The sequence below is a fragment of the Streptomyces corallincola genome (genome assembly GCF_019104725.1).
Taxonomy (GTDB): Bacteria; Actinomycetota; Actinomycetes; order Streptomycetales; family Streptomycetaceae; genus Streptomyces; species Streptomyces corallincola.
This window is the reverse complement of the sequence record NZ_JAHRXF010000013.1, coordinates 69114-95347: the sequence shown is the minus strand read 5'-3', so window position 1 is coordinate 95347 and position 26234 is coordinate 69114. Positions and strand designations below refer to the sequence as shown.

At 70.9% G+C, this 26234-nt stretch carries 26 protein-coding genes; 6 read left to right on the top strand and 20 right to left on the bottom strand.

Annotated elements, in window-relative coordinates; translation table 11 throughout:
• Positions 1–201: 201 nt before the first annotated feature.
• Genes nuoN through KUM39_RS11750 form a run of 14 tightly spaced genes read right to left on the bottom strand, consistent with a single transcriptional unit; the run spans position 202 to position 16195 of the window.
• Positions 202–1851: an NADH-quinone oxidoreductase subunit NuoN gene (nuoN, locus tag KUM39_RS11815; RefSeq protein WP_217785505.1), complete on the bottom strand. Its 1650-nt coding sequence runs from the start codon at positions 1849–1851 to the stop codon at positions 202–204.
• Positions 1848–3419 (bottom strand): NADH-quinone oxidoreductase subunit M, encoded by a 1572-nt coding sequence (locus KUM39_RS11810; RefSeq protein ID WP_217785504.1) that lies wholly within the window; start codon positions 3417–3419, stop codon positions 1848–1850. Before KUM39_RS11810 ends, nuoN begins: the two co-directional genes overlap by 4 nt.
• Positions 3420–3424: 5 nt before the next feature.
• A complete protein-coding gene (gene nuoL / locus KUM39_RS11805) occupies positions 3425–5320 on the bottom strand; it encodes an NADH-quinone oxidoreductase subunit L (RefSeq protein ID WP_217785503.1) in 1896 nt (631 codons plus the stop codon).
• A 15-nt stretch (positions 5321–5335) separates the two neighbouring features.
• Positions 5336–5635, bottom strand: a complete 300-nt coding sequence (gene nuoK, locus KUM39_RS11800; protein ID WP_217785502.1) for an NADH-quinone oxidoreductase subunit NuoK — start codon at positions 5633–5635, stop codon at positions 5336–5338.
• A complete protein-coding gene (locus KUM39_RS11795) occupies positions 5632–6480 on the bottom strand; it encodes an NADH-quinone oxidoreductase subunit J (protein ID WP_217785501.1) in 849 nt (282 codons plus the stop codon). Before KUM39_RS11795 ends, nuoK begins: the two co-directional genes overlap by 4 nt.
• A complete protein-coding gene (nuoI, locus tag KUM39_RS11790) occupies positions 6477–7106 on the bottom strand; it encodes an NADH-quinone oxidoreductase subunit NuoI (protein WP_217785500.1) in 630 nt (209 codons plus the stop codon). The genes KUM39_RS11795 and nuoI overlap by 4 nt, the downstream gene beginning before the upstream one ends.
• On the bottom strand, positions 7096–8463 hold the full coding sequence (nuoH, locus tag KUM39_RS11785) for an NADH-quinone oxidoreductase subunit NuoH (RefSeq protein ID WP_217785499.1): 1368 nt from the start codon (positions 8461–8463) through the stop codon (positions 7096–7098). The genes nuoI and nuoH overlap by 11 nt, the downstream gene beginning before the upstream one ends.
• The gene (locus KUM39_RS11780; protein WP_217785498.1) at positions 8460–10964 is read right to left on the bottom strand and encodes an NADH-quinone oxidoreductase subunit G; all 2505 of its coding nucleotides are present in this window, start codon (positions 10962–10964) and stop codon (positions 8460–8462) included. Before KUM39_RS11780 ends, nuoH begins: the two co-directional genes overlap by 4 nt.
• A complete protein-coding gene (nuoF, locus tag KUM39_RS11775; RefSeq protein WP_217785497.1) occupies positions 10961–12310 on the bottom strand; it encodes an NADH-quinone oxidoreductase subunit NuoF in 1350 nt (449 codons plus the stop codon). The genes KUM39_RS11780 and nuoF overlap by 4 nt, the downstream gene beginning before the upstream one ends.
• Positions 12307–13188 carry an NADH-quinone oxidoreductase subunit NuoE gene (gene nuoE, locus KUM39_RS11770; RefSeq protein ID WP_217785496.1) on the bottom strand — a complete coding sequence of 294 codons (882 nt, stop codon included), beginning with the start codon at positions 13186–13188 and terminating at the stop codon, positions 12307–12309. The genes nuoF and nuoE overlap by 4 nt, the downstream gene beginning before the upstream one ends.
• Entirely contained in the window at positions 13185–14522 is a 1338-nt protein-coding gene (locus KUM39_RS11765; protein ID WP_217785495.1) for an NADH-quinone oxidoreductase subunit D, read from the bottom strand. The genes nuoE and KUM39_RS11765 overlap by 4 nt, the downstream gene beginning before the upstream one ends.
• Positions 14519–15271 (bottom strand): NADH-quinone oxidoreductase subunit C, encoded by a 753-nt coding sequence (locus KUM39_RS11760; RefSeq protein WP_217785494.1) that lies wholly within the window; start codon positions 15269–15271, stop codon positions 14519–14521. Before KUM39_RS11760 ends, KUM39_RS11765 begins: the two co-directional genes overlap by 4 nt.
• Positions 15268–15822: a NuoB/complex I 20 kDa subunit family protein gene (locus KUM39_RS11755; RefSeq protein WP_217785493.1), complete on the bottom strand. Its 555-nt coding sequence runs from the start codon at positions 15820–15822 to the stop codon at positions 15268–15270. The genes KUM39_RS11760 and KUM39_RS11755 overlap by 4 nt, the downstream gene beginning before the upstream one ends.
• Before the next feature lie 13 nt (positions 15823–15835).
• Entirely contained in the window at positions 15836–16195 is a 360-nt protein-coding gene (locus tag KUM39_RS11750) for an NADH-quinone oxidoreductase subunit A (protein ID WP_217785492.1), read from the bottom strand.
• A gap of 742 nt (positions 16196–16937) precedes the next feature.
• Here KUM39_RS11750 and KUM39_RS11745 point away from each other — a divergent pair.
• Both KUM39_RS11745 and def read left to right on the top strand, forming a co-directional pair.
• Positions 16938–17759: a C40 family peptidase gene (locus KUM39_RS11745; protein ID WP_217785491.1), complete on the top strand. Its 822-nt coding sequence runs from the start codon at positions 16938–16940 to the stop codon at positions 17757–17759.
• Between the two features lie 129 nt (positions 17760–17888).
• Positions 17889–18521: a peptide deformylase gene (gene def, locus KUM39_RS11740; protein ID WP_217785490.1), complete on the top strand. Its 633-nt coding sequence runs from the start codon at positions 17889–17891 to the stop codon at positions 18519–18521.
• 4 nt (positions 18522–18525) lie between these two features.
• On the opposite strand, the gene KUM39_RS11735 is transcribed toward def, so the two are convergent.
• Positions 18526–19809: a geranylgeranyl reductase family protein gene (locus KUM39_RS11735; RefSeq protein ID WP_217785489.1), complete on the bottom strand. Its 1284-nt coding sequence runs from the start codon at positions 19807–19809 to the stop codon at positions 18526–18528.
• 97 nt (positions 19810–19906) lie between these two features.
• Here KUM39_RS11735 and KUM39_RS11730 point away from each other — a divergent pair, with 97 nt between their 5' ends.
• Both KUM39_RS11730 and KUM39_RS11725 read left to right on the top strand, forming a co-directional pair.
• Positions 19907–20413 carry a GNAT family N-acetyltransferase gene (locus KUM39_RS11730; RefSeq protein ID WP_217785488.1) on the top strand — a complete coding sequence of 169 codons (507 nt, stop codon included), beginning with the start codon at positions 19907–19909 and terminating at the stop codon, positions 20411–20413.
• A gap of 156 nt (positions 20414–20569) precedes the next feature.
• Entirely contained in the window at positions 20570–20905 is a 336-nt protein-coding gene (locus KUM39_RS11725) for a PASTA domain-containing protein (protein WP_217785487.1), read from the top strand.
• A 34-nt stretch (positions 20906–20939) separates the two neighbouring features.
• Here the strand turns inward: KUM39_RS11725 and KUM39_RS11720 are convergent, their stop codons facing one another.
• The 5 genes from KUM39_RS11720 to KUM39_RS11700 all read right to left on the bottom strand — a co-directional run bounded on the left by KUM39_RS11720 (position 20940) and on the right by KUM39_RS11700 (position 25216).
• Positions 20940–21635: a demethylmenaquinone methyltransferase gene (locus KUM39_RS11720; RefSeq protein WP_217785486.1), complete on the bottom strand. Its 696-nt coding sequence runs from the start codon at positions 21633–21635 to the stop codon at positions 20940–20942.
• Between the two features lie 84 nt (positions 21636–21719).
• Entirely contained in the window at positions 21720–22229 is a 510-nt protein-coding gene (locus tag KUM39_RS11715) for an imidazolonepropionase-like domain-containing protein (RefSeq protein ID WP_217785485.1), read from the bottom strand.
• Between the two features lie 7 nt (positions 22230–22236).
• The gene (gene mqnC, locus KUM39_RS11710) at positions 22237–23466 is read right to left on the bottom strand and encodes a cyclic dehypoxanthinyl futalosine synthase (protein WP_217785484.1); all 1230 of its coding nucleotides are present in this window, start codon (positions 23464–23466) and stop codon (positions 22237–22239) included.
• Positions 23467–23578: 112 nt separating this feature from the next.
• Positions 23579–24298, bottom strand: coding sequence for a prepilin peptidase (locus KUM39_RS11705; protein WP_217785483.1), 720 nt, complete (start codon positions 24296–24298; stop codon positions 23579–23581).
• A 69-nt stretch (positions 24299–24367) separates the two neighbouring features.
• On the bottom strand, positions 24368–25216 hold the full coding sequence (locus tag KUM39_RS11700) for a menaquinone biosynthetic enzyme MqnA/MqnD family protein (RefSeq protein WP_217785482.1): 849 nt from the start codon (positions 25214–25216) through the stop codon (positions 24368–24370).
• A gap of 287 nt (positions 25217–25503) precedes the next feature.
• On the opposite strand from KUM39_RS11700, the gene KUM39_RS11695 reads away from it, so the two are divergent.
• Positions 25504–25707 (top strand): cold-shock protein, encoded by a 204-nt coding sequence (locus KUM39_RS11695; RefSeq protein ID WP_003974443.1) that lies wholly within the window; start codon positions 25504–25506, stop codon positions 25705–25707.
• A 305-nt stretch (positions 25708–26012) separates the two neighbouring features.
• Positions 26013–26204: a hypothetical protein gene (locus KUM39_RS11690; RefSeq protein WP_217785481.1), complete on the top strand. Its 192-nt coding sequence runs from the start codon at positions 26013–26015 to the stop codon at positions 26202–26204.
• The last annotated feature ends 30 nt before the right edge of the window (positions 26205–26234 follow it).

Genomic DNA, 26234 nt, shown 5'->3' with positions numbered 1-26234 from the left:
AGGGGGCTCCGCCGACAAGCCCGAAAGTTGTCCACAGGTGCCCCCGGCGGATGAGCGCCCCACTCGTCCCGGAACACGGATGCCACTCACCCGTTCGAGGGAGTCCCGTCCGTTTCCCCCGGCCCCCGACAGCAAGCGGCCCGGTACCCCCAGGGGGTGCCGGGCCGCTGCCGTGTGCCGTGTGCCGTGTGCCGGTGATCGTTAGCGTACGAAGACGCTCGCCTGGTTGGCCAAATCCAGGAAGTACTGCGGCGCCACGCCCAGTACCACGGTGACCGCGACGCCCACCGCGATGGCCGTCATGGTCAGCGGGGAGGGGACCGCGACGGTGGGGCCGTCGGGGCGGGGTTCGCTGAAGAACATCAGGACGATGACGCGGATGTAGAAGAACGCGGCGATGGCCGAGGAGATCACACCGATGACCACCAGCGGGGCCGCGCCGCCGTTCGCCGCGGCCGAGAAGACCGCGAACTTTCCGGAGAAGCCGGAGGTCAGCGGGATGCCCGCGAAGGCCAGCAGGAAGACCGCGAAGACCGCCGCGACCAGCGGGGAACGGCGGCCGAGGCCCGCCCACTTGGAGAGGTGGGTCGCCTCGCCGCCCGCGTCGCGGACCAGGGTGACGACGGCGAAGGCGCCGATGGTCACGAAGGAGTAGCCCGCGAGGTAGAAGAGCACCGACGAGACGCCGTCGCGGTTGGTGGCGATCACACCGGCCAGGATGAAACCGGCGTGCGCGACGGAGGAGTACGCCAGGAGGCGCTTGATGTCGGTCTGGGTGATGGCGACGATCGCGCCGCCCAGCATGGTGACGATGGCGACGCCCCACATGACCGGCCGCCAGTCCCAGCGCAGGCCCGGCAGCACGACGTACAGCAGGCGCAGCAGCGCGCCGAACGCGGCCACCTTGGTCGCGGCGGCCATGAAGCCGGTGACCGGGGTGGGGGCGCCCTGGTAGACGTCCGGGGTCCACATGTGGAACGGGACCGCGCCGACCTTGAACAGCAGACCCATCACGATCAGCGCCATACCGATGAGCAGCAGCGCGTCGTTGCCGGTGGTGTCCGCGAGCGCCGGGTCCAGACCGGTCGCCGTGCCGTCCACGACCTGGGCGATCCGGGCGTACGACATGGAGCCCGCGTAGCCGTAGAGCAGGGCGATGCCGAACAGGGTGAAGGCGGAGGCGAACGCGCCGAGCAGGAAGTACTTGACCGCGGCCTCCTGCGACATGAGCCGCTTGCGGCGGGCCAGCGCGCACAGCAGGTACAGCGGGAGGGAGAGCACCTCCAGCGCGATGAACAGGGTCAGCAGGTCGTCGGCGGCCGGGAAGACCAGCATGCCCGCGACCGCGAACAGCAGCAGCGGGAACACCTCGGTGGTGGTGAACCCGGCCTTGACGGCGGCCTTCTCGCTGTCGCTGCCCGGCACCGAGGCGGCCTGCGCGGCGAAGGAGTCCACCCGGCTGCCGTGCGCCTCGGGGTCGAGGCGCCGCTCGGCGAAGGTGAACAGGCCGACCAGCGCGGCCAGCAGAATGGTGCCCTGGAGGAACAGCGCGGGCCCGTCCACCGCGACCGCGCCCATCGCCGCGATGTGCGCCTTGGTGGTGCCGTAGCCGTCGGCGGCGAGCGCCACCACGGAGGCGAACGCGGCGCACAGCGCGACGACGGAGACGAACACCTGTGTGTAGTACCGGGAACGGCGCGGCACGAACGCCTCGACGAGCACCCCGACCAGGGCCGCTCCGGCGACGATCAGTACCGGGGCGAGCTGGCCGTACTCGATCTTCGGGGCCGGGATCTTGGCGATCGGGTCGGCTGCGGTTGTCCACAGGTTGTGGACGGCTGTCGCGCTCACTTGGACGCCTCCACCGCGGGCTTGGGGTCGGTTCGGTGTACGTCGGACATGGTCTGCTTGACCGCCGGGTTGACGATGTCCGTGACGGGCTTCGGGTAGACGCCCAGCAGGATCAGCAGCACGATCAGCGGGCCCACGACCAGGAGTTCACGGGCCTTCAGGTCGGGCATCGAGGCGACGGCGGGCTTCACCGGGCCGGTCATGGTGCGCTGGTAGAGGACCAGCGTGTAGAGCGCGGCCAGGACGATGCCGAAGGTGGCGATGATCCCGATCACCGGATAGCGGGCGAACGTGCCGACCAGCACCAGGAACTCGCTGACGAACGGCGCGAGGCCGGGCAGCGACAGGGTGGCCAGGCCGCCGATGAGGAACGTCCCGGCGAGCACCGGGGCGACCTTCTGCACCCCGCCGTAGTCCGCGATGAGCCGGGAGCCGCGCCGGGTGATGAGGAACCCGGCGACCAGCATCAGCGCGGCCGTGGACAGCCCGTGGTTGACCATGTAGAGCGTCGCGCCGGACTGGCCCTGGCTGGTCATGGCGAAGATGCCCAGGATGATGAAGCCGAAGTGCGAGATCGACGCGTACGCCACCAGCCGCTTGATGTCCCGCTGTCCCACGGCGAGCAGGGCGCCGTAGACGATGCTGATCAGGGCGAGGACCAGGATGACCGGGGTCGCCCAGCGGCTGGCCTCCGGGAACAGCTGGAGGCAGAAGCGGAGCATGGCGAACGTGCCGACCTTGTCCACGACCGCCGTGATGAGCACGGCGACCGGGGCGGTGGACTCCTGCATGGCGTTGGGCAGCCAGGTGTGCAGCGGCCACAGCGGCGCCTTCACCGCGAAGGCGAAGAAGAAGCCGAGGAACAGCCAGCGCTCGGTCGAAGTCGCCATGTGCAGCGAGCCGTTGGCACGCGCGGCGGCGATCTCGGTGAGGGAGAAGTTCCCCGCCACCGCGTACAGACCGATCACCGCGGCCAGCATGATCAGACCGCCGACGAGGTTGTAGAGGAGGAACTTCACGGCGGCGTACGACCGTTGGGTGGCCGCCGCCTCCTCGCCGTGCTCGTGGGCCCGGTCCCCGAAGCCGCCGATGAGGAAGTACATCGGGATCAGCATGGCTTCGAAGAAGATGTAGAAGAGGAAGACGTCGGTGGCCTCGAAGGAGATGATCACCATCGCCTCGACGGCCAGGATCAGCGCGAAGAAGCCCTGGGTGGGCCGCCAGCGGCGGCTGCCGGTCTCCAGCGGGTCGGCGTCGTTCCAGCCGGCCAGCACCACGAACGGGATCAGCAGCGCGGTCAGCGCCAGCAGCGCCACCCCGATGCCGTCCACGCCGAGTTCGTAGCGGACGCCGAAGTTCTTGATCCAGGCGTGCGACTCGGTGAGCTGGTAGCGGGCGCCGTCCGGGTCGAAGCGGACCAGGACGACGACCGCGAGGGCGAGCGTGGCCAGCGAGACCAGCAGCGCCAGCCACTTGGCGGCGGAGCGGCGGCTCGCGGGGACGGCCGCCGTGGCGACCGCCCCGAGGGCCGGGAGCGCCGCCGTCGCTGTCAGCAGGGGAAACGACATCGGTATCAGACCGCCCTCATCAGCAGGGTCGCGGCGACCAGGAGTGCCGCGCCGCCGAACATCGAGACCGCGTAGGAGCGGACGAAGCCGTTCTGCACCCGGCGCAGCCGCCCCGACATCCCGCCGAACCCGGCGGCGGTGCCGTTGACGACACCGTCCACCAGGGTGTGATCGACGTAGACCAGGGAGCGCGTCAGGTGCTCGCCGCCACGCACCAGGACGACGTGGTTGAAGTCGTCCTGGAGCAGGTCGCGGCGGGCGGCGCGGGTGAGCAGCGAGCCGCGCGGCGCGACGGCCGGGACCGCCCGGCGGCCGTACATCGCCCAGGCGATGCCGACACCGACGACCAGGCAGACCAGCGTCGCCGCCGTGATGACGGAGACGCCGACCGGGGAGTCGCCCTCGCTGTGTCCGGTGACCGGCTCCAGCCAGTGCACGAAGCGGTCGCCGAGGTGGAAGAAGAAACCGGCGCCGACCGAGCCGATGGCCAGCACGATCATCGGGATCGTCATGGTCGTCGGGGACTCGTGCGGGTGCGGGTCGTGGCCGTCGGCGTCCGGCTGCCAGCGCCGCTCGCCGAAGAACGTCATCAGCATCACGCGCGTCATGTAGAACGCGGTGATCGCGGCGCCCAGCAGGGTGACCGAGCCGAGAATCCAGCCCTGGGTGCCGCCCTTGGCGAAGGCCGCCTCGATGATGGCGTCCTTGGAGTAGAACCCGGACAGGAACGGGAAGCCGATGATGGCGAGGTAGCCGAGGCCGAACGTCACGAAGGTGACCGGCATGTACTTTCGCAGGCCACCGAACTTCCGCATGTCCACCTCGTCGTTCATGCCGTGCATGACCGAACCGGCGCCGAGGAAGAGACCGGCCTTGAAGAAGCCGTGCGTGACCAGGTGCATGATGGCGAAGACGTAGCCGATGGGGCCGAGTCCGGCGGCCAGCACCATGTAGCCGATCTGCGACATGGTCGAACCGGCCAGCGCCTTCTTGATGTCGTCCTTCGCGCAACCGACGATCGCGCCGAACAGCAGGGTGACCGCGCCGACCACGGTGACGGCGACCTGCGCGTCCGGGGCGCCGTTGAAGATCGCGGCGGAGCGGACGATCAGGTAGACGCCCGCGGTGACCATCGTCGCGGCGTGGATGAGGGCCGACACCGGGGTGGGGCCCTCCATCGCGTCGCCGAGCCAGGACTGGAGCGGCACCTGCGCGGACTTGCCGCAGGCGGCGAGCAGCAGCATCAGCGCGATGGCGGTGAGCCGCCCCTCGGAGGCGTCGCCCGCCGAGGTCAGCACCGGGCCGAAGGCGAACGTCCCGAACGTGGTGAACATCAGCATGATCGCGATGGACAGGCCGATGTCACCGACGCGGTTGACCAGGAACGCCTTCTTCGCGGCGGTGGCCGCGCTCGGCTTGTGCTGCCAGAAACCGATCAGCAGGTACGAGGCGAGACCGACGCCCTCCCAGCCGACGTACAGCAGGAGGTAGTTGTCGGCGAGGACCAGGATCAGCATCGCCGCGAGGAACAGGTTCAGATAGCCGAAGAAACGGCGACGCCGTTCGTCGTGCGCCATGTACCCGACGGAGTACAGGTGGATCAGGGTGCCGACACCGGTGATCAGCAGGACGAAGGTCACCGAGAGCTGGTCCAGGCGGAACGCGACGTCCGCGCGGAAGCTCTCCACCGGCACCCAGGTCCACAGGTGCTGGACCAGCGTGCGGTGTTCGGCGTCCTTGCCGAGCAGCGAGGCGAACAGCACCAGGCCGATCACGAAGGAGGCGGCGGCGAGCAGGGTGCCCAGCCAGTGGCCGGCGCGGTCCAGGCGCCGGCCGCCGACGAGGAGCACGGCGGCTCCGAGCAGGGGCGCCGCGACGAGCAGCGCGATGAGGTTCTCCACGATTCTCCCGACCCCTTACAGCTTCATCAGGCTGGCGTCATCGACCGAGGCCGAGTGGCGGGCGCGGAACAGCGACACGATGATCGCCAGGCCCACCACGACCTCCGCGGCGGCGACGACCATCGTGAAGAACGCGATGATCTGCCCGTCGAGGTTGCCGTGCATCCGGGAGAACACCACGAACGCGAGGTTGCAGGCGTTGAGCATCAGCTCCACGCACATGAACACCACGATCGCGTTGCGCCGCAGCAGCACTCCGGTCGCGCCGATGGTGAACAGCAGGGCGGAGAGATAGAGGTAGTTGACGGGGTTCACTTCGACGCCTCCTCGGTCCGCCGGGGGTGGGGCGGCTCGATCCGGGTGCGGTCCAGCCGCTCCTCGGCGCGCTGCTCCAGCGCCTTCAGGTCACCGAGCGCCTCGGCGGACACGTCCCGGACCTGGCCGCGCTCGCGCAGCGTCCGGCTGACGGTCAGCTCCGACGGGGTGCCGTCGGGCAGCAGGCCCGGGATGTCCACGGCGTTGTGCCGGGCGTAGACACCGGGGGCGGGCAGCGGCGGCAGGTGCTTGCCCTCGCGGACGCGCTGCTCGGCCAGTTCCCGCTGGGTCTTGGCGCGCTCGGTGCGTTCGCGGTGGGTGAGGACCATCGCGCCGACGGCGGCCGTGATGAGCAGCGCGCCGGTGATCTCGAACGCGAAGACGTACTTGGTGAAGATCAGCGCCGCGAGGCCCTGCACGTTGCCGTTCGCGTTGGCGCGGCCGGTACCGGCGAACTGGGTCAGCGAGGCGTTGCCGATGCCCGCGAACAGCAGGACGCCGAAGCCGAGTCCGCAGAGCAGGGCGAGCCAGCGCTGGCCCTGGATGGTCTCCTTCAGCGAGTCCGCGGCCGTGACGCCGACCAGCATCACCACGAACAGGAACAGCATCATGATCGCGCCGGTGTAGACGACGATCTGTACGACGCCCAGGAAGTAGGCGCCGTTGGCCAGGTAGAACACCGCCAGGACGATCATCGTCCCGGCGAGGCACAGGGCGCTGTGCACGGCCTTGCGCATCAGCACCGTGCACAGGGCGCCGATCACGGCGACCGTGCCGAGCACCCAGAACTGGAACGCCTCACCGGTGGAGGTGGTGTAGGCGGCGAGCTGCGCTGTCGCGCTCATCGTCCGGTCACCTCCCGCGACGGCTCCTCGGAAGCGGCCTCACCCGGCACCTCGCCCTTGCTGACGGCGACCTGACGGACCGTGCCGGGGGCGGCCTCGGTGACCAGGCCCCGGTAGTAGTCCTGTTCGTCGGTGCCGGGGAAGATCGAGTGCGGGCTGTCCACCATGCCCTCGTCGAGTCCGGCGAGGAGTTGTTCCTTGGTGTAGATGAGGTTCGCGCGGCTGGAGTCGGCCAGTTCGAACTCGTTGGTCATCGTCAGCGCGCGGGTGGGGCACGCCTCGATGCACAGCCCGCACAGGATGCAGCGGGCGTAGTTGATCTGGTAGACGCGGCCGTACCGCTCGCCCGGCGAGTAGCGTTCCTCGTCGGTGTTGTCGGCGCCCTCGACGTAGATGGCGTCGGCGGGGCAGGCCCAGGCGCAGAGTTCGCAGCCGACGCACTTCTCCAGGCCGTCCGGGTGGCGGTTGAGCTGGTGCCGTCCGTGGAAGCGCAGGGCGGTGGTCTTCGGCTGCTCCGGGTACTGCTCGGTGAGCCGCTTCTTGAACATGGCCTTGAAGGTCACGCCGAAGCCGGCGACGGGGTTCTGGAAACCGGACGTGCCGGTCTCCGAGGGCTCATCGGCCATCGGACGCCTCCTTTCCATCCGCAGGTCCGTCACTGACAGTGTCGGGTCCGCCACTGGCAATCAGCTCGCGTTCCCGGCGCGGGCTGCGCCGGGGCACCGGCGGCAGCTCCTGGCCGGGCAGCGGCGGGACGGGGAACCCGCCCGCCATCGGGTCGAACCCGGCCGGTTCGGCGGGCCGTTCGGCGGCCCGGTGCCGCTCGCGGAACATGTCGGCGACGAAGGAGATCAGCAGCAGGGCGAGCACACCGCCGCCCACGTAGAGGGCGATGTCCGCGAAGCCGTAGTGCTCGTTGCGCAGCGCGCGGACCGAGGCGACCAGCATCAGCCAGACCACGGAGACCGGGATGAGCACCTTCCAGCCGAGCTTCATCAGCTGGTCGTAGCGGACGCGGGGCAGGGTGCCGCGCAGCCAGATGAAGAAGAACAGCAGCAGCTGCACCTTGATGACGAACCAGAGGAGCGGCCACCAGCCGTGGTTGGCGCCCTCCCAGAAGGTGCTGATCGGCCAGGGGGCCCGCCAGCCGCCCAGGAAGAGGGTGGTCGTCACCGCGGAGACCGTCACCATGTTCACGTACTCGGCGAGCATGAACATGGCGAACTTGATGGACGAGTACTCGGTGTTGAAGCCACCGACCAGGTCGCCCTCGGACTCCGGCATGTCGAACGGCGCCCGGTTGGTCTCACCGATCATCGTGACGACGTAGAGCACGAAGGAGACCGGCAGCAGCAGGATGTACCAGCGGTCGTGCTGCTGTTCCACGATGGTCGAGGTGGACATCGACCCCGAGTAGAGGAACACCGAGGCGAAGGAGGCGCCCATCGCGATCTCGTACGAGATCATCTGGGCGCAGGAGCGCAGGCCGCCGAGGAGCGGGTAGGTGGAGCCGGAGCTCCAGCCCGCCAGGACGATGCCGTAGATGCCTACCGAGGCGACCGCCAGGATGTACAGCATGGCGATCGGCAGGTCGGTGAGCTGCATGGTGGTGCGGGTGCCGAAGATCGAGATCTCGTTGTCGGCGGGCCCGAACGGGATGACCGCGATGGCCATGAACGCCGGGATGGCGGCGACGACCGGTGCCAGCACGTAGACGACCTTGTCGGCGCGCTTGACGATCAGGTCTTCCTTGAGCATCAGCTTCACGCCGTCGGCGAGCGACTGGAGCATGCCCCAGGGGCCGTGCCGGTTGGGGCCGACGCGCAACTGCATCCAGGCGACGACCTTGCGCTCCCACACGATGGAAAACAGCACGGTCACCATCAGGAACGCGAAGCAGAAGACCGCCTTGACGACGACCAGCCACCAGGGGTCGCGGCCGAACATCGAGAGGTCTTCGGCGGCGAGGTACGGGACGGTCATGCCTCCACCTCCTCGGTGGCCTCTGCGGCGCGGGCGGCCGGGCCGATGCGGACGAGCGCGCCGGGCAGCGCGCCGGTGTCGGAGGCGACGCCCCCGCCCGCGGAGTTCAGCGGCAGCCAGACCACGCGGTCGGGCATGTCGGTGATCCGGAGCGGGAGTTCGGTGCTTCCGGCGGGCCCGGTGACGGCGAGCAGGGCGCCGTCGGTGACCCCGGCCTCGGCGGCGGTGGCCGCCGAGAGACGGGCGTGGGCGGCGTGCCGGGTACCGGCCAGTGCCGGGTCGCCGTCCTGGAGCAGGCCCTGGTCGAGCAGCAGCCGGTGCCCGGAGAGCACCGCCTCACCGGCGGCCGGGCGGGGCAGTGCCCGCCCGGTCTCCAGGGGCTCGGTGGCGCGGGGGCCGTCCCAGGGGCCGAGCCGGTCGATCTCGGCGCGGGTGGTGCGCAGGTCGGGCAGGCCGAGGTGGACGTCCATCGCGTCGGCCAGCATGTGCAGGACGCGGGCGTCGGCGGGGGCGGTCCGGCGGGTCATCTGGTCGGGCTTGAGCGCCGCGTCGAAGAAGCGGACCCTGCCCTCCCAGTTGAGGAAGGTGCCGGGCTTCTCCGCGACGGCGGCGACCGGCAGGACCACGTCGGCCCGGTCGGTGACCTCGCTGGGCCGCAGTTCCAGGGAGACCAGGAAGCCGACCCGGTCCAGGGCCTCGCGGGCGCGGGCCGGGTCGGGCAGGTCCGCGATCTCGACCCCGGCGACGAGCAGCGCGGAGAGTTCGCCGGTGGCGGCGGCCTCCACGATCTGGTGGGTGTCGCGGCCGTAGCGGGCCGGGAGTTCGGCCAGGCCCCAGACGGCGGCGACCTCGTCGCGGGCGCGCGGGTCGGTGGCCGGACGGCCGCCCGGCAGCAGCGCGGGCAGCGCGCCCGCCTCGACGGCGCCGCGCTCCCCGGCCCGGCGCGGAATCCACACCAGCCGGGCGCCGGTGGCGGCGGCGGCGCGTACGGCGGCGGTGAGGCCGCCCGCGACGGCCGCGAGCCGTTCGCCCACGACGATGACGGCGCCCTCGGCGCGCAGCGCCTCGGCGGCGCGGGTGCCGTCGTCCTCCAGGCCGAACCCGCCGGCCAGCGCGTCCAGCCACTCGGTCTCGGTGCCGGGCGCGGCGGGGAGCAGGGTGCCGCCCGCCTTGGCCAGGCCGCGGGTGGCGTGGGTGGCGAGCGAGAACACCCGCTGGCCGTGTCCCCGCCACGCCTTGCGGAGCCTCAGGAAGACGCCGGGCGCCTCCTCCTCGGCCTCGAACCCGACGAGCAGCACGGCGGGCGCCTGCTCCAGCGCGGTGTACGTGACACCGGTGCCGTCCAGGTCCCGGCCGCGTCCGGCGACACGGGCGGCGAGGAAGTCGGCCTCCTCGCCGCTGTGCGCGCGGGCCCGGAAGTCGATGTCGTTGGTGTCGAGGGCGACCCGCGCGAACTTGCTGTAGGCGTAGGCGTCCTCGACGGTGAGCCGTCCGCCGGTGAGGACCCCGGCGCGGGAGCGGGCGGCGCTCAGCCCGCGCGCCGCCGCTTCCAGGGCCTCGGGCCAGGACGCGGGCGCCAGTTCACCGTCGGCGCCCCGCACCAGCGGGGTGGTGAGCCGGTCGCGCTGCTGTGCGTAGCGGAACGCGAAGCGTCCCTTGTCGCACATCCACTCCTCGTTGACCTCGGGGTCGTTGGCCGCGAGGCGCCGCATGACCTTGCCGCGCCGGTGGTCGGTGCGGGTGGCGCAGCCGCCGGAGCAGTGCTCGCACACCGAGGGCGAGGAGACCAGGTCGAAGGGGCGGCTGCGGAACCGGTAGGCCGCCGAGGTGAGCGCGCCGACCGGGCAGATCTGGATGGTGTTCCCGGAGAAGTACGACTCGAAGGGGTCGCCCTCGCCGGTGCCGACCTGCTGGAGCGCGCCGCGCTCGACCAGTTCGATCATCGGGTCGCCCGCGATCTGGTTCGAGAACCGGGTGCAGCGGGCGCAGAGCACGCACCGCTCCCGGTCGAGCAGCACCTGGGTGGAGATGGGGACGGGCTTCTCGTAGGTGCGCTTGCGGCCCTCGAAGCGGGATTCGGCGTTGCCGTGGGACATCGCCTGGTTCTGCAGCGGGCACTCGCCGCCCTTGTCGCAGACCGGGCAGTCCAGCGGGTGGTTGATGAGCAGCAGCTCCATCACCCCGGTCTGCGCCTTCTCGGCCGCCTGGGAGGTGAGCTGGGTCTTCACCACCATGCCGTCGGTGCAGGTGATGGTGCAGGACGCCATCGGCTTGCGCTGGCCCTCGACCTCGACGATGCACTGGCGGCAGGCGCCGGCCGGGTCGAGCAGGGGGTGGTCGCAGAACCGGGGGATCTCGATGCCGAGCTGCTCGGCGGCGCGGATGACCAACGTGCCCTTGGGCACGCTGAGTTCGGCGCCGTCGATGGTCAGCGTGACGAGGTCCTCCGGTGGGACCGCCGCCTCCCCTCCGCCGGAGGGGGCACTCGTGGTCACGGTCATGCGTCCACCTCCGGGCGGTCGGCCCAGGCCGTCGATTTGGCCGGGTCGAAGGGACAGCCCCGACCCGTGATGTGCTGCTCGTACTCCTCGCGGAAGTACTTGAGCGAGGAGAAGATCGGTGAGGCGGCACCGTCGCCGAGCGCGCAGAAGGACTTGCCGTTGATGTTGTCGGCGATGTCCGCGAGCTTGTCCAGGTCGGACATCGCGCCCTTGCCCGCCTCGATGTCGCGCAGCAACTGCACCAGCCAGTACGTGCCTTCACGGCACGGGGTGCACTTGCCGCAGGACTCGTGGGCGTAGAACTCGGTCCAGCGGGTGACGGCGCGGACCACGCAGGTGGTCTCGTCGAAGCACTGGAGCGCCTTGGTGCCGAGCATGGAACCGGCGGCGCCGACGCCCTCGTAGTCGAGGGGTACGTCGAGATGCTCGTCGGTGAACATCGGGGTGGAGGAGCCGCCGGGCGTCCAGAACTTCAGCCGGTGGCCGGGGCGCATCCCGCCGCTCATGTCGAGGAGCTGGCGCAGGGTGATGCCGAGCGGCGCCTCGAACTGGCCGGGGCTCGCCACGTGTCCGCTGAGCGAGTACAGCGTGAAGCCGGGTGACTTCTCGCTGCCCATCGAGCGGAACCAGTCCTTGCCCCGGAGCATGATCGCGGGCACGGAGGCGATGGACTCGACGTTGTTCACCACGGTCGGGCAGGCGTACAGCCCCTCGACGGCGGGGAACGGCGGGCGCAGCCGGGGCTGGCCGCGCCGCCCTTCCAGGGAGTCGAGCAGCGCGGTCTCCTCGCCGCAGATGTACGCCCCGGCCCCGGCGTGCACGGTGAGTTCGAGGTCCAGGCCGCTGCCGAGGACGTTCTCACCGAGGTAGCCCGCCGCGTACGCCTCGCGGACCGCCTCGTGCAGGCGCCGCAGGACGGGGACGACCTCGCCGCGCAGATAGATGAAGGCGTGCGAGGAGCGGATCGCGTAGCAGGCGATCACGATGCCCTCGATGAGGCTGTGCGGGTTGGCGAAGAGGAGCGGGATGTCCTTGCAGGTGCCGGGCTCGGACTCGTCGGCGTTGACGACGAGGTAGTGCGGCTTGCCGTCGCCCTGCGGGATGAACTGCCACTTCATGCCGGTCGGGAACCCGGCGCCGCCGCGTCCGCGCAGCCCGGATTCCTTGACGTAGGCGATCAGGTCGTCCGGGGACATGGCGAGGGCCTTGCGCAGGCCCTCGTAGCCCTCGTGGCGGTGGTAGGCGTCGAGCGTCCAGGCGTCGTCCTCGTCCCAGAACGCGGACAGCACCGGCGAGAGCAGTTTCTCGGGGCTGGTGTCCCTCACTTCGGCGGCCACGGTCATCACTCCCCCTCCTCGGCGGTCGGTCCGGCCGGGTGCGCCGGGTCGGAGGCCGACGTCTCCTGCGGCTCGTCGTGCGAGCTGAGGTGCTCGGTGGGCGACGGGTCGTGCACCGCGGTGCCGGTGCCGTCGGCGCCCTCGGTGTGCGGGCCGCCGTCGCGCGGGTGGACCACGCGGGCGGGGCCGCCCTCGCCGCGGGCCAGGCGCAGCCCGGTCAGCGAGGCGGGTCCGGCGCCGCCGCTCTCCCCCACGGCGCCGGGGCGCTCGTCGGGGAAACCGGCGAGGATGCGCGCGGTCTCCTTGAAGGTGCACAGCCGGGCCCCGCGGGTGGGCGCCACCTCGCGTCCGGCGCGCAGGTCGTCCACCATGCGCCGGGCGCTGTCGGGGGTCTGGTTGTCGAAGAACTCCCAGTTGACCATCACGACCGGCGCGAAGTCGCAGGCCGCGTTGCACTCGATGTGCTCCAGCGTGACCTTGCCGTCCTCGGTGGTCCCGCCGTTGCCGACGCCCAGGTGCTCCTGGAGGGACTCGAAGATGGCGTCGCCGCCCATGACCGCGCACAGCGTGTTGGTGCACACGCCGACCTGGTAGTCACCGGACGGCTTGCGCCGGTACATCGTGTAGAAGGTGGCGACGGCGGTGACCTCGGCGGTGGTCAGCCCGAGCGTCTCCGCGCAGAAGCGCATACCGGTACGGGTGACATGGCCCTCCTCCGCCTGTACGAGGTGCAGCAGCGGCAGCAGGGCCGAGCGGGAGCCGGGGTAGCGGGCGACGATCTCGCGCGCGTCGGCGTCCAGCCGGGCCCGTACGTCGTCGGGGTAGGCGGGGGCGGGCAGTTCGGGCATGCCCAGGCCGACGCCGCGCTCCGGGTAACTGGTGGTCATCGGTCCACGCCTCCCATCACGGGGTCGATGGAGGCCACGGCCACGATGACGTCGGCGACCTGGCCGCCTTCGCACATCGCGGCCATCGCCTGCAGGTTGGTGAAGGACGGGTCCCGGAAGTGGACCCGGAACGGACGGGTGCCGCCGTCGGAGACCGCGTGCACCCCGAGTTCGCCCTTGGGCGACTCGACGGCCGCGTACGCCTGGCCGGGCGGGACCCGGAAGCCCTCGGTGACCAGCTTGAAGTGGTGGATGAGGGCCTCCATCGAGGTACCCATGATCTGTTTGATGTGGTCCAGGGAGTTGCCGAGTCCGTCCGGCCCGTGGGCGAGCTGGGCGGGCCAGGCGATCTTCTTGTCGGCGACCATCACCGGGCCGGGCTTCAGCCGGTCCAGGCACTGTTCGACGATGTCCAGCGACTGGCGCATCTCCTCCAGCCGGACCAGGAAGCGGCCGTAGGCGTCGGCGCTCTCGGCGGTCGGGACCTCGAAGTCGTAGGTCTCGTAGCCGCAGTACGGCTGCGCCTTGCGCAGGTCGTGCGGGAGGCCGGTGGAGCGCAGGATCGGGCCGGTGGCGCCGAGCGCCATGCAGCCGGCCAGGTCGAGATGGCCCACGTCCTGCATACGGGCCTTGAAGATGGGGTTCCCGGTGGCGAGCTTGTCGTACTCGGGGAGGTTCTTCCGCATCTTCCTGACGAACTCGCGGATCTGGTCCACCGCGCCGGAGGGCAGGTCCTGTGCGAGGCCGCCGGGGCGGATGTACGCGTGGTTCATCCGCAGGCCGGTGATGAGTTCGTAGAGGTCGAGAATCATTTCACGATCACGGAAGCCGTAGATCATGATCGTGGTGGCGCCCAGCTCCATGCCGCCGGTGGCGATGCACACCAGGTGCGAGGAGAGCCGGTTCAGCTCCATCAGCAGGACGCGGATCACGGACGCCCGGTCGGTGATCTGGTCCTCGATGCCGAGGAGTTTCTCCACCGCGAGGCAGTACGCCGTCTCGTTGAAGAACGACGTCAGGTAGTCCATGCGCGTGACGAAGGTGGTGCCCTGGGTCCAGGTGCGGAACTCCAGGTTCTTCTCGATGCCGGTGTGCAGGTAGCCGATGCCGCAGCGGGCCTCGGTGACCGTCTCGCCGTCGATCTCCAGGATCAGGCGGAGCACACCGTGCGTGGAGGGGTGCTGGGGGCCCATGTTGACGACGATGCGTTCGTCGTCGGCGCGGGCCGCGGACTCGGCGACCTCGTCCCAGTCGCCACCGGTCACCGTGTAGACGGTGCCCTCGGTGGTCTCACGGGCCGACGCGGCGGAGGCGTCGGGTGACTGCGTGCTCACGAGTACGACCTCCGCTGGTCCGGAGCGGGAATCTGGGCGCCCTTGTACTCGACGGCGATGCCGCCGAGGGGGTAGTCCTTGCGCTGCGGGTGGCCCTGCCAGTCGTCCGGCATCATGATCCGGGTCAGCGCCGGGTGGCCGTCGAAGACGATCCCGAAGAAGTCCCAGGTCTCGCGCTCGTGCCAGTCGTTGGTCGGATAGACCGGGACCAGGGACGGGATGTGCGGGTCGGCGTCGGGGGCGCTCACCTCCAGCCGGATCAGCCGGTTGTGGGTGAGCGAGCGCAGGTGGTAGACGGCGTGCAGCTCGCGGCCGGTGTCGTGCGGGTAGTGCACGCCGCTGACGCCGGTGCACAGCTCGAAGCGGAGCGCCGGGTCGTCGCGGAGCGTGCGGGCGACCCGGACGAGGTGCTCGCGCTCGACGTGGAAGGTCAGTTCGCCCCGGTCCACGACCGTCTTGTCGAGGGCGTTCTCCGGGAGCAGGCCCTGCTCCTCCAGCGCGCCCTCCAGCTCGTCGGCGACCTCGTCGAACCAGCCGCCGTAGGGCCGGGCGGAAGCGCCGGGCAGCCGGACCGAGCGGACCAGGCCGCCGTAACCGGAGGTGTCCCCGCCGTTGTTGGCGCCGAACATGCCGCGCTGGACGCGGATCTCCTCGCCGCCCGCGCCGCGCATGCCGGGCAGGTTGGCGGTGTCCCGCTCGGGGTCCTCGCCGGGTCCGCGCGCGCCGCCGGTGCCGTTCTCGCCGCTCACCGCAGCAGCCCCTTCATCTCGATGATGGGCAGCGCCTTGAGCGCCGCCTCCTCCGCCTCGCGGGCCGCCTCGACGGCGTTCACGCCGAGCTTGGTGTGCTGGATCTTCTGGTGGAGCTTGAGGATCGCGTCCATCAGCATCTCGGGGCGGGGCGGGCAGCCGGGCAGGTAGATGTCCACGGGCACGATGTGATCGACGCCCTGGACGATCGCGTAGTTGTTGAACATGCCGCCCGAGGAGGCGCAGACGCCCATCGAGATGACCCACTTGGGGCTGGGCATCTGGTCGTAGACCTGGCGGAGCACCGGCGCCATCTTCTGGCTGACCCGGCCCGCGACGATCATCAGGTCGGCCTGGCGCGGTGAGCCGCGGAAGACCTCCATGCCGAAGCGGGCGAGGTCGTAGCGTCCGGCGCCGGTGGTCATCATCTCGATGGCGCAGCAGGCGAGTCCGAAGGTGGCCGGGAAGACGGACGCCTTGCGCACCCAGCCCGCGGCCTGCTCCACCGTGGTCAGCAGGAAGCCGCTCGGCAGCTTTTCTTCGAGTCCCATGTCTAAAGGCCCCTCAGTCCCATTCCAGGCCGCCGCGCCGCCACACGTACGCGTACGCGACGAAGACGGTGAGCACGAACAGCAGCATCTCCACGAGCCCGAAGATCCCCAGGGAGTCGAAGGTGACGGCCCAGGGATAGAGGAAGACGATCTCGATGTCGAAGACGATGAACAACATCGCCGTCAGGTAGTACTTGATGGGGAAGCGCCCGCCGCCCGCCGGCGTGGGGGTCGGCTCGATTCCGCACTCGTAGGCGTCGAGCTTGGCGCGGTTGTACCGCTTCGGACCGATCAGCGTGGCCATGACCACGGAGAAGATCGCAAAGCCTGCCCCGAGGGCTCCCAGTACGAGGATGGGCGCATACGCGTTCACCGCTCCTCGCTCCTCTCAGTCGGCACTGACTGCTGGCGGTTGTACGGGACTCGGGCCCGCCCCACCGGCCCCCGGACCCCCGTCGTCCCGGCGAAGATCGAGAACATGTGAAGCGGGTCACAAGCCCAACTGCCTCGCATCCTATGCCCGCCGATCTGTGATCTGCGACACGGGGTATTACCTCAGCTTTGTGATCTCCGCCACCTGACGAACGATCATGAAGTCGGATGATGGGTGATCTTCACACTAGAAGCGTCCAGGTGGTCACCAGAAGTGACATTTTCGCTCGTCTTCGCAGCTCGGAAGGGGCGTCTCAATATCAAGAGAATTCCCCTGCATGCAAATTCGCGCTGGACGGGGTGCCCTGATAGTGGATCGCGTTCACACCGGGGAGGGAGTCGCGGGGCGCGATGTGGACGGGCGGGGGGCGCGTGCGCGCGTTCACGAGCCGCTTCCGCGCGGGACGCGGTCGCCCCGGTAACCGTTCCGTGACCTCCACCACACTCGTGAGAGGGACATGAGAACCGGGCTTGGCCAACCATCCGAACCGATGGTAGGCGCGGGGCAATTCGGACTTAATGATCAAAGAGCGTGATCAAAGCCCTGTTAAGCGCTGCCCGCAATGTCCGTTACGGCGTCAATAAAGAGCGACAGGACCGGCATTCGGGGCCGCCGTTGAACAACTGTGGCGCACCACACGTTTCTTGAAGATATGAAGGAGCCCCTGGTACCGGTTGTTCCCATGTCCCACACCGCTCTCATACGCAGCCACCGGAAGCCCCGCCGCAGCGCGTCGAAAATCGCCGTGCGGGCCGGTGTCGCCGGTGGCGTCCTCGGCACCCTGGCGGTCGCCGGGGCATCCGGCTCGGCCAGCGCCGCCGAGCCGGTGACGCAGACGCTCGAACTCCCCACCCTCACCTCCGACCTGGCCGCCCAGGTCGCCCAGTCCGCGGACGCCACCCAGCAGACCGCGGCCAACTACCAGCTCCTGGCCGAGCGCGACGCCGCCGCCGCGAGCGCCGCGAAGCAGGCCAAGGCCGACCTCGCGGAGGCCAAGCACAAGGCCGAACTCGCAAAGAAGAAGGCCGAGGAGGCCGCCCGCAAGGAGGCCGCCGCCCGCGCCTCCCGCAGCGCCGAGCGCCCCACGCTCACGGCGGCGACGACCACGTCCGCCTCCTCGTCGGACTCCACGACCGCCTCCACGGCGACGGGTTCGGCCGCGGCCGTCATCTCCTTCGTGAAGGCCCAGCTCGGCAAGGCGTACGTCTCCGGCGCCACCGGCCCCTCCGCGTACGACTGCTCGGGCCTGGTCCAGTCGGCCTTCAAGCAGGTCGGCGTGAGCCTCCCGCGCGTCTCCCAGGACCAGTCCACCGCCGGCACCCAGGTCTCCCTCAGCAGCCTCCAGCCGGGCGACATCCTCTACTGGGGCAGCGCGGGCAGCGCCTACCACGTGGCGGTCTACGTCGGCGACGGCATGTTCGTCGGCGCCCAGAACCCCTCCACGGGCATCGTCGAGAAGCCCCTCTCCTACGACCCCCCGACGGGCGCGGTCCGCGTCCTCTGAGCGGTCCCGCACAACGGCTCCGGGCCGCCGCCCCTCCCCCGAGGGACGGCGGCCCGGACGCGTCTCCTGCCATGCTCGCCCTGCGGGCCCCCACCCGGTGGCCCGCAGGCAGACACGAAGGAGACCGCGATGCCACGCGTGTTCGTCCAGGGCACCCCCGTCGCCCACCACTCCCGCTACGCCCCCGAGGCGGCGCGCGGCACGGTGCGCCGGATCACCGAGACCGGCGAGGAGGTGCTGCACCGGCCGTGCCGTGACGTGACGGAGTTCGGCCCCGACCTGGCCGCGCTGATCGACGACATGTTCCGCACCATGTACGTCGCCGAGGGCGCCGGGCTCGCCGCCAACCAGATCGGGGTGGATCTGCGCCTGTTCGTCTACGACTGCCCCGACGACGACGGGAACCGGCACCTCGGGCACATCGTCAACCCGGTGCTCGAATCCCCCACGGTCGGGCGCCGGTTGCTCGACGACGGCGAGGGGTGCCTGTCGGTGCCCGGCGCTCTGATGCACCTCCCCCGCCCCGAACGTGCCGTGGTGCGCGGGCAGGACCGGGAGGGCGTCCCGCTGGTGATCGTGGGCACCGGGTACTTCGCCCGCTGCCTGGAACACGAGACCGACCACACCCGCGGCCACCTCTACCTGGACCGGCTCACCGCCCGGCAGCGCAAGGACGCGCTGCGCCAGGCGGCGGCCCGGCGGGACGAGGTACACGCCCGCCGAGCCGCACGGACCGAGCGGCTGAGCGCGCTGCTCGGCTGAGTGCTCACGCCTTCGGCGCCACCCGGCTCAGCCCGTTGATGACGCGGTCCATCGCGTCGCCGCCCGTGGGGTCGGTGAGGTTGGCGAGGAGTTTGAGGGTGAACTTCATCAGGACGGGGTGGGTGAGGCCGCGCTGGGTGGCGATCTGCATGACCTTGGGGTTGCCGATGAGCTTCACGAAGGCGCGGCCCAGGGTGTAGTAGCCGCCGTAGGTGTCCTTGAGGACGCGGGGGTAGCGGTGGAGGGCGATCTCGCGCTGGGCCGGGGTGGCGCGGGCGTGGGCCTGGACGATGACGTCGGCGGCGAGCTGGCCGGATTCCATCGCGTAGGCGATGCCCTCGCCGTTGAACGGGTTGACGAGGCCGCCCGCGTCGCCGACCAGCAGCAGGCCCTTGGTGTAGTGCGGCTGGCGGTTGAACGCCATCGGCAGGGCGGCGCCCCGGATCGGGCCGGTCATGTTGTCCGGGGTGTAGCCCCAGTCCTCCGGCATGGACGCGCACCACGCCTTGAGGATCTCCCGCCAGTCCAGCTCCTTGAACGCGGCCGAGGTGTTGAGGACACCGAGGCCGACGTTCGAGGTGCCGTCGCCCATGCCGAAGATCCAGCCGTAGCCGGGCAGCAGCCGCTCCTGCGGACCGCGCCGGTCCCACAGCTCCAGCCAGGACTCCAGGTAGTCGTCGTCGTGCCGGGGCGAGGTGAAGTACGTGCGCACCGCGACGCCCATCGGGCGGTCCTCGCGCCGGTGCAGCCCCATCGCCAGGGAGAGCCGGGTGGAGTTGCCGTCGGCGGCGACGACCAGCGGCGCGTGGAAGGTGACCTCGCGCTTCTCGTCACCGAGCTTGGCGGTCACCCCGGTGATCCGCCCGGTGCGCTCGTCCACGACGGGCCCGCTGACGTTGCAGTGCTCGTACAGCCGGGCCCCGGCCTTCTGCGCCTGCCGGGCGAGCTGCTCGTCGAAGTCGTCGCGCCTGCGGACCAGTCCGAAGTCCGGGTACGAGGCGAGGTCGGGCCAGTCGAGCTGGAGGCGGGAGCCGCCGCCGATGATGCGCAGACCCTTGTTGCGCAGCCAGCCCGCCTCCTCGGAGATGTCGATCCCCATCGCCACGAGCTGCTTGACGGCGCGCGGGGTCAGCCCGTCGCCGCAGACCTTCTCGCGGGGGAACTCGGTCTTCTCCAGCAGGAGGACGTCGAGTCCGGACTTGGCCAGGTGATACGCGGTGGTGGAGCCGGCCGGCCCCGCCCCCACGACGATCACATCGGCGGTGCTGTCGGAGAGGGGCTCGGTCACGGCGGGTTCTCCCCAAGGTTTCGGAATCCGGGTGCCGGGCGGCACCCGACATGGGCAGTCTATTCAGCGGAATCGTCACCGGCCGAAGGGCTTCCCCGTGAACCGATCGTTCCCCGCACCGCGGCTGCGCGTCCCCACCGACGAGGACGCCCACGCCTGGCACCGCGTCTTCGCCGACCCGGAGGTCATGGAGTTCCACGGCGGCCGGTCCGCCGAGCTGTCGGTGTACGAGGAACTGACCGCGCGGCAGCGCCGCCACGACGCCGAGCGCGGCTTCTGCCTGTGGTCCGTACTGGACGACGACGGCCGGGTGGCGGGCTTCACCGGCGCGCAGCCCTGGCCGCACGCCTGGGGCCCGGCCGGGGAGATCGAGATCGGCTGGCGGCTCGGCCGCGCGTACTGGGGCCGGGGCTACGCCACCACGGCCGCCGGAACCACCCTGGACCGGCTGCGGGCGGCCGGGATCACGAGCGTGGTGGCGATGGTGGACGCGCGCAACGAACGCTCCATCGCGGTCACCCGAAGACTCGGCATGCGGCTCGCGGAGACGTTCACGACCCCGTCCGCGGGCCGGGAGGGCCGCTGCTACCGGCTGGAGCTGTGAGCCGACGCCCGGCCCGGTCCCGTACGGCACGAGCCGGCCGGAGGATCACCCTCCCCTTTCAGTACGTTGAGTAACCAACTGTCACAGAAAGGCACATGCCGCTTCCGGGTGCCCCGCGCCGGAGTTACCCTGCCAGTACCGCAGGGGGTGATATCTGTGCACATACCGCCCAGAACACCAGAAGTACGCGTTCCGCGTCTCGTCGGCCTGATGGCGATGGACGCGCGCGAACAGGCCCGCGCACGCGGTCTGTTCCTGAACGCGCCGGACCGCCCGGACTTCGCCCGCACCGTCGTCGAGTACGTCGTACGCCAGTATCCGCAGCCCGGGGCCGAGGTGCCGCCGGACGCGATGGTGTACGTGTGGTTCGACTTCGGTGAGGGCGAGGGCGGCGGCGGGGTCCGCGAACCGCGCGTGCCCCGGCCGCCCACCGGGGGCGTACCCCGTGAACTGGGCGAGCCGGGCGGGGCGTTCGAGGTCGCCGTCGGCTGAGGGCCGAGGCGCCCGAGGTCCCTCGAAGCCGGTCTCAGACCTGCTTGAAGCCCCGGTGCAGCGCGACCACCCCGCCGGTGAGGTCGCGCCACGCCACCTTCGACCAGCCCGCCTCGCGCAGCCGGGAGGCCAGCCCCGCCTGGTCGGGCCAGGCGCGGATGGACTCGGCGAGGTAGACGTACGCCTCCGGGTGGGAGGAGACCGCGCGGGCGACCGGCGGCAGCGCCCGCATCAGGTACTCGGTGTAGACGGTCCGGAACGGCGCCCAGGTGGGGTGCGAGAACTCGCAGATCACCACGCGCCCGCCGGGCCGGGTCACCCGGTACATCTCGCGCAGCGCCGCGTCCGTGTCCTGGACGTTGCGCAGCCCGAAGGAGATCGTCACGGCGTCGAACGTGTCGTCCCGGAACGGCAGCCTGGTCGCGTCACCGGCGGTGAACGGCAGCCAGGTGTGCTTCTTCTTGCCGACCTTCAGCATGCCGAGGGAGAAGTCGCAGGGGACGACATAGGCGCCCGCGCGGGTGAAGGGCAGCGAGGAGGTCGCCGTACCGGCCGCGAGGTCGAGGACCTTCTGCGCGGGCCGGGCGTCCACCGCCGCCGCCACCTCCTTGCGCCAGCGCCGGTCCTGGCCGAGCGAGAGCACGTCGTTCGTCAGGTCGTACCGTTCCGCCACGTCGTCGAACATCGAGGCGACTTCGTGCGGCTGCTTGTTCAGGGAGGGCCGGGTCACCCGGCCATTGTTGCAGCAGCCCCGGCGCCCGGTACGGCACGCCCCGCACCGCCGACGCGCCCACCGCCCGGGCGCCCGCGCCGCTCAGGCCCTCCGGTGCACCAGCCGCCCCGCCAGTACCGTCACCGCGCAGCCCCCGTCGTCGGTGAGCACCGTGAAGTCGGCGCGGGCGCCCGGCGCGAGCGGTCCGGCGGCGGGCCCGACCAGCAGGCCCGAGCGTCGCACGGCGCCGCGCACCGGGGCCAGCGTGAACGGCCCGGCGAGGGCCGTCACCCCGCGCCCCAGCATCCGCTGGAGCCCGCGCCGGGCACTGGCGCCCCGGCGGGTGTCGGTGAGCGCCACGGCGTCCGCGTCCAGCGGCCCGCCGCCCAGCTCGTCCGCCTCGCGCGGGTCGGGCCAGTACAGCGCCTGGAGCAGCCGTACGGCGTCCGGCTCGTGCCGTCCGGCGACGAGCCGCCCCGGCCACTCGCGCAGCCGGGCGCGCTCGCCGTGCGCGGCGCGCAGTTCCTCGTACGGCGCCACGGCCGCGAGCCGGTCGCCGTCCACCAGGACGGAACCGGAGTCGTCGGCCAGCGGGCGGTGGATCGTCAGCACCGGACGCTCAGTTGGAGGCCAGGAGCTTCAGCTCGGGGTGCGCGGTGCCGCCCTCGATCGCGGTGGAGGAGATGTGCGAGACCACGCGGTCGTCCACCGGGTCGTTCGCCGGATCGTCGTGCACCACCAGGTGCTCGTAGGTGGTGGCGCGCTGGGCGGGGACACGGCCCGCCCTGCGGATAAGGTCGATGATCTCCAGCCGGTTGGAGCGGTGCTTGGCACCGGCGGAGGAGACCACGTTCTCCTCCAGCATGATCGAGCCGAGGTCGTCCGCGCCGTAGTGCAGCGAGAGCTGGCCGACCTCCTTGCCGGTGGTCAGCCACGAGCCCTGGATGTGCCGGACGTTGTCCAGGAACAGCCGGGCGATGGCGATCATCCGCAGGTACTCGAACAGGGTCGCCTGGGTACGGCCCTTCAGATGGTTGTTCTCCGGCTGGTAGGTGTACGGGATGAACGCGCGGAAGCCGCCGGTGCGGTCCTGCGTGTCCCGGATCATCCGCAGGTGCTCGATCCGCTCGGCGTTGGTCTCGCCGGTGCCCATCAGCATGGTGGAGGTGGACTCCACGCCCAGGCGGTGCGCGGTCTCCATGATCTCCAGCCAGCGCTCGCCGCTCTCCTTCAGCGGGGCGATGGCCTTGCGCGGGCGCTCCGGGAGAAGTTCCGCCCCGGCACCCGCGAACGAGTCCAGCCCGGCGGTGTGGATACGGGTGATGGCCTCCTCGACCGACACCCCGGAGATCCGCGCCATGTGCTCGACCTCGGACGCGCCGAGCGAGTGGATCACCAGCTGCGGGAAGGCGTCCTTGATCGCCTTGAAGTGCTCCTCGTAGTACTCGACGCCGTAGTCCGGGTGGTGGCCGCCCTGGAACATGATCTGGGTGCCGCCGAGTTCGACGGTCTCCGCGCAGCGGCGCAGGATGTCGTCGAGGTCGCGGCTCCAGCCCTTCTTCGTGTCCTTGGGCGCCGCGTAGAACGCGCAGAACTTGCACGCGGTGACGCACACGTTCGTGTAGTTGATGTTCCGCTCGATGATGTACGTGGCGATGTGCTCGGTGCCCGCGTACAGCCGGCGGCGCACGGCGTCGGCGGCGGCGCCGAGCGCGTGCAGGGGCGCGTCCCGGTAGAGGACCAGCGCCTCCTCGGGCGTGATGCGTCCGCCCGCCGCCGCGCGGTCGAGTACGGCTGTGACATCAGCGGCTGTGACATCAACGGCTGTGAGGTCGGCCTTCTCGGTCACCGGGGTCCCCTTCTTCGAGGGTCGTCAGGGGGCGGATCTTCGGGGAACCGGTCCCTGGGGACGGGCTGGACGGACCGAACCAGCCTACGCCAGCGGGGTGCGCCGCCCACGGTCAGGCCGTGAAGGCGCCGGTCAGCAGCCCGAGCACCGCCCCGCCCAGCAGGAACGGACCGAACGGCACCGCCGTGCCCCGTCCGGCCCGGCGGGCCAGCACCAGCGCCCCGGCCCACAGCGCGCCGAGCAGGAACCCGGCGAAGGTGCCGAGCAGCACGGTGGACCAGCCGTACCAGCCGAGCACCGCCCCGGTCCCGACGGCCAGCTTCACGTCCCCGAACCCCATGCCGCTGGGGTTGACCAGGAACAGCACCAGATAGCCGCCGCCCAGCGCAAGCGCCCCGTACAGCGCGGTCGGCCAGTGCCCGGCGTGCTCGGGGAGCAGCGCGACGAGCCCCAGCAGCACCGGCGCGGCCACGGCGAACGGCAGCGTCAGCGGGTCGGGCAGCCGCCGCACCCGCACGTCCACCGCCGCGAGCAGCACCCACACCGGGGCGCACAGCAGCCAGACGGCCAGCTCGGGCCGGGTGCCGGTGGCGAGCGCGAGCACCGCGCAGAGCAGCGCGGTCAGTACGGGGAGCAGCAGCGCCCCGGCACCGGCGGCGCACTCGGGGCACGGGGTCCGGCCGAGCCAGCCCCGCATCGGGTGCCCGGCCGCGCACGCCGCCCGCCAGCCCTCCCCCGCCGGTACGGCGAACCGGTGCGCGGCGCGCGGCAGGACGGCCCCCGCGAGCGCGCCCCAGAGGGCGGCGGCGAGGGCCAGTGCGGCGAGGGTCACCGGGTCATCGTAGGGAGCGGGACCGCGCGGGGGCGGCCCGTTCCGGGGAATCGGCCGGTGGGCGGGCGGTCAGGCGCCGAGGAGATCCACCCGTACGTCCGCCGGGAAGCCCGTGGTGGGGCCGACACGGCGGGCGAACTCGGTGACGGCCGCCATCTGCGGGGCGCCGAAGCGGAAGTCGAGGGTGGTGAAGTAGCGCTCCAGCACGGCCTGGTCGAAGGACTCCCAGCGGGCGGCCTGCTCGGCGACCTTGCCGACCTCGTCCAGGGAGAGGTTGCGGGAGGCGAGGAACGCCTCGTGGACCTGGCGGGTGATCACCGGCTCGCGCTCGGCGTAGTCGCGGCGGGCGGCCCACACCGCGAAGACGAACGGCAGACCGGTCCACTCCTTCCACAGCGTGCCGAGGTCGTGCACCTGGAGGCCGAAGCGGGGGCCGTCCACGAGGTTGGCGCGCAGCGCCGCGTCCCCGATGAGGACGGCCGCGTCCGCCTCCTGCATCATCGTGCTGAGGTCGGGCGGGCAGGTGTAGTACGCGGGCCGGACCCCGTAGCGCTCGGCCAGCAGCAGCTGGGCCAGGCGGACGGAGGTGCGGGAGGTCGAGCCGAGGGCGACCCGCGCGCCGTCCAGTTCGTCCAGCGGGACCTGGGAGACGATCACGCAGGACATCACCGGGCCGTCGCAGCCCACGGCGATGTCCGGGAAGGCCACGAGGTCGTCCGCGTTGCGCAGGAACTCCACGAGGGTGACGGGGCCGATGTCCAGGTCGCCGCGCACGAGCTGCTCGCTGAGCTTCTCCGGGGTGTCCTTGGTCAGCTCGAAGTCCAGCAGCGTGCCGGTTCTCGCGAGCCCCCAGTACAGGGGCAGGCAGTTCAGGAACTGGATGTGGCCGACGCGCGGCCGGGTGCGAGAATTGTCCACATCGCGAGACTAGACCCCCCTCGGGAGGTTCCGCCGACCGGGCATGCCGTCAATGGCTCCGGAGGGCGTTCAAACATTCGGGTGAAGTGATCTTGACCTCTATTGCTTTACACCCCCCACATGCTAGGCTCGCCGCAAGTTGCAGTTTGGTTTCCCTTGCAGTACAGAGCCTGCGGAGCATGTAACCGCGGGCTCTCGTCGTTTTCAGACGAATGCAGTTGTGCAGCATGCGTTTCGCACGTGCAGGTTCTGGAGCAGGGCAACCCTTTTGGGCCCAAGGAGGGCTTATGGCTACCGGAACCGTTAAGTGGTTCAACGCCGAAAAGGGCTTTGGCTTCATCGCCCAGGAGGGCGGCGGCCCCGACGTCTTCGTTCACTACTCTGCGATCAACGCGCAGGGCTTCCGCTCGCTTGAGGAGAACCAGCAGGTCTCCTTCGACGTGACGCAGGGCCCGAAGGGTCCGCAGGCGGAGAACGTCACCCCCGTCTGATCACACCCTGAGATCAGAACCTGAGTGCAGTACCCAAGGAGCCCCGCGCCTCACGGCGACGGGGCTCCTGCCTTTTCCCGCCGCTTTCCGGTGCGCCCGGGGAAAGCGGGGCGGTACGCGGTACGCGGTACTCAGAATGCGGATGCGGGTGCGGTACGGCGTGGCAGGGCGGAGTACCGGTTCGTCACCGGCGGCCGGTAACCGGCCGGGACGGCATGGGGATCGCTTCCCGGAAACATCGTTCACGGCGCCGGGGAAGAGGCCCGGCAGCCGGAACGTCTTCCGTCTCACCTGGGGGTTCTCCTATGCGCGCCATCGCTCTCCGCACCAAGACCGCCCTGGCCGTCCTCGCCGGCGCCGGTGTTCTCGCACTCGGTACCGCGACCGTCCCGGCGGCCGGAGCGCAGGACGCCCTGGCGCACCTCACCTCCGTGCTGAGCGGCGGCCACACCTCGGTCCTGGCGGACGACCGGACGCCCAGCGTCATCCACCCCTGAGCGACCCCCGCTCCCGCCCCCGCACCTCCG

Excerpts from the sequence above, each read along its gene's own strand:
- KUM39_RS11810 (WP_217785504.1), bottom strand. The coding sequence starts at position 3,419 with ATGTCGTTTCCCCTGCTGACAGCGACGGCGGCGCTCCCGGCCCTCGGG.
- KUM39_RS11795 (WP_217785501.1), bottom strand. The coding sequence starts at position 6,480 with ATGAGCGCGACAGCGCAGCTCGCCGCCTACACCACCTCCACCGGTGAG.
- nuoI (WP_217785500.1), bottom strand. The coding sequence starts at position 7,106 with ATGGCCGATGAGCCCTCGGAGACCGGCACGTCCGGTTTCCAGAACCCC.
- nuoH (WP_217785499.1), bottom strand. The coding sequence starts at position 8,463 with ATGACCGTCCCGTACCTCGCCGCCGAAGACCTCTCGATGTTCGGCCGC.
- KUM39_RS11780 (WP_217785498.1), bottom strand. The coding sequence starts at position 10,964 with ATGACCGTGACCACGAGTGCCCCCTCCGGCGGAGGGGAGGCGGCGGTC.
- nuoE (WP_217785496.1), bottom strand. The coding sequence starts at position 13,188 with ATGACCACCAGTTACCCGGAGCGCGGCGTCGGCCTGGGCATGCCCGAA.
- KUM39_RS11755 (WP_217785493.1), bottom strand. The coding sequence starts at position 15,822 with ATGGGACTCGAAGAAAAGCTGCCGAGCGGCTTCCTGCTGACCACGGTG.
- KUM39_RS11745 (WP_217785491.1), top strand. The coding sequence starts at position 16,938 with ATGTCCCACACCGCTCTCATACGCAGCCACCGGAAGCCCCGCCGCAGC.
- def (WP_217785490.1), top strand. The coding sequence starts at position 17,889 with ATGCCACGCGTGTTCGTCCAGGGCACCCCCGTCGCCCACCACTCCCGC.
- KUM39_RS11695 (WP_003974443.1), top strand. The coding sequence starts at position 25,504 with ATGGCTACCGGAACCGTTAAGTGGTTCAACGCCGAAAAGGGCTTTGGC.
- KUM39_RS11690 (WP_217785481.1), top strand. The coding sequence starts at position 26,013 with ATGCGCGCCATCGCTCTCCGCACCAAGACCGCCCTGGCCGTCCTCGCC.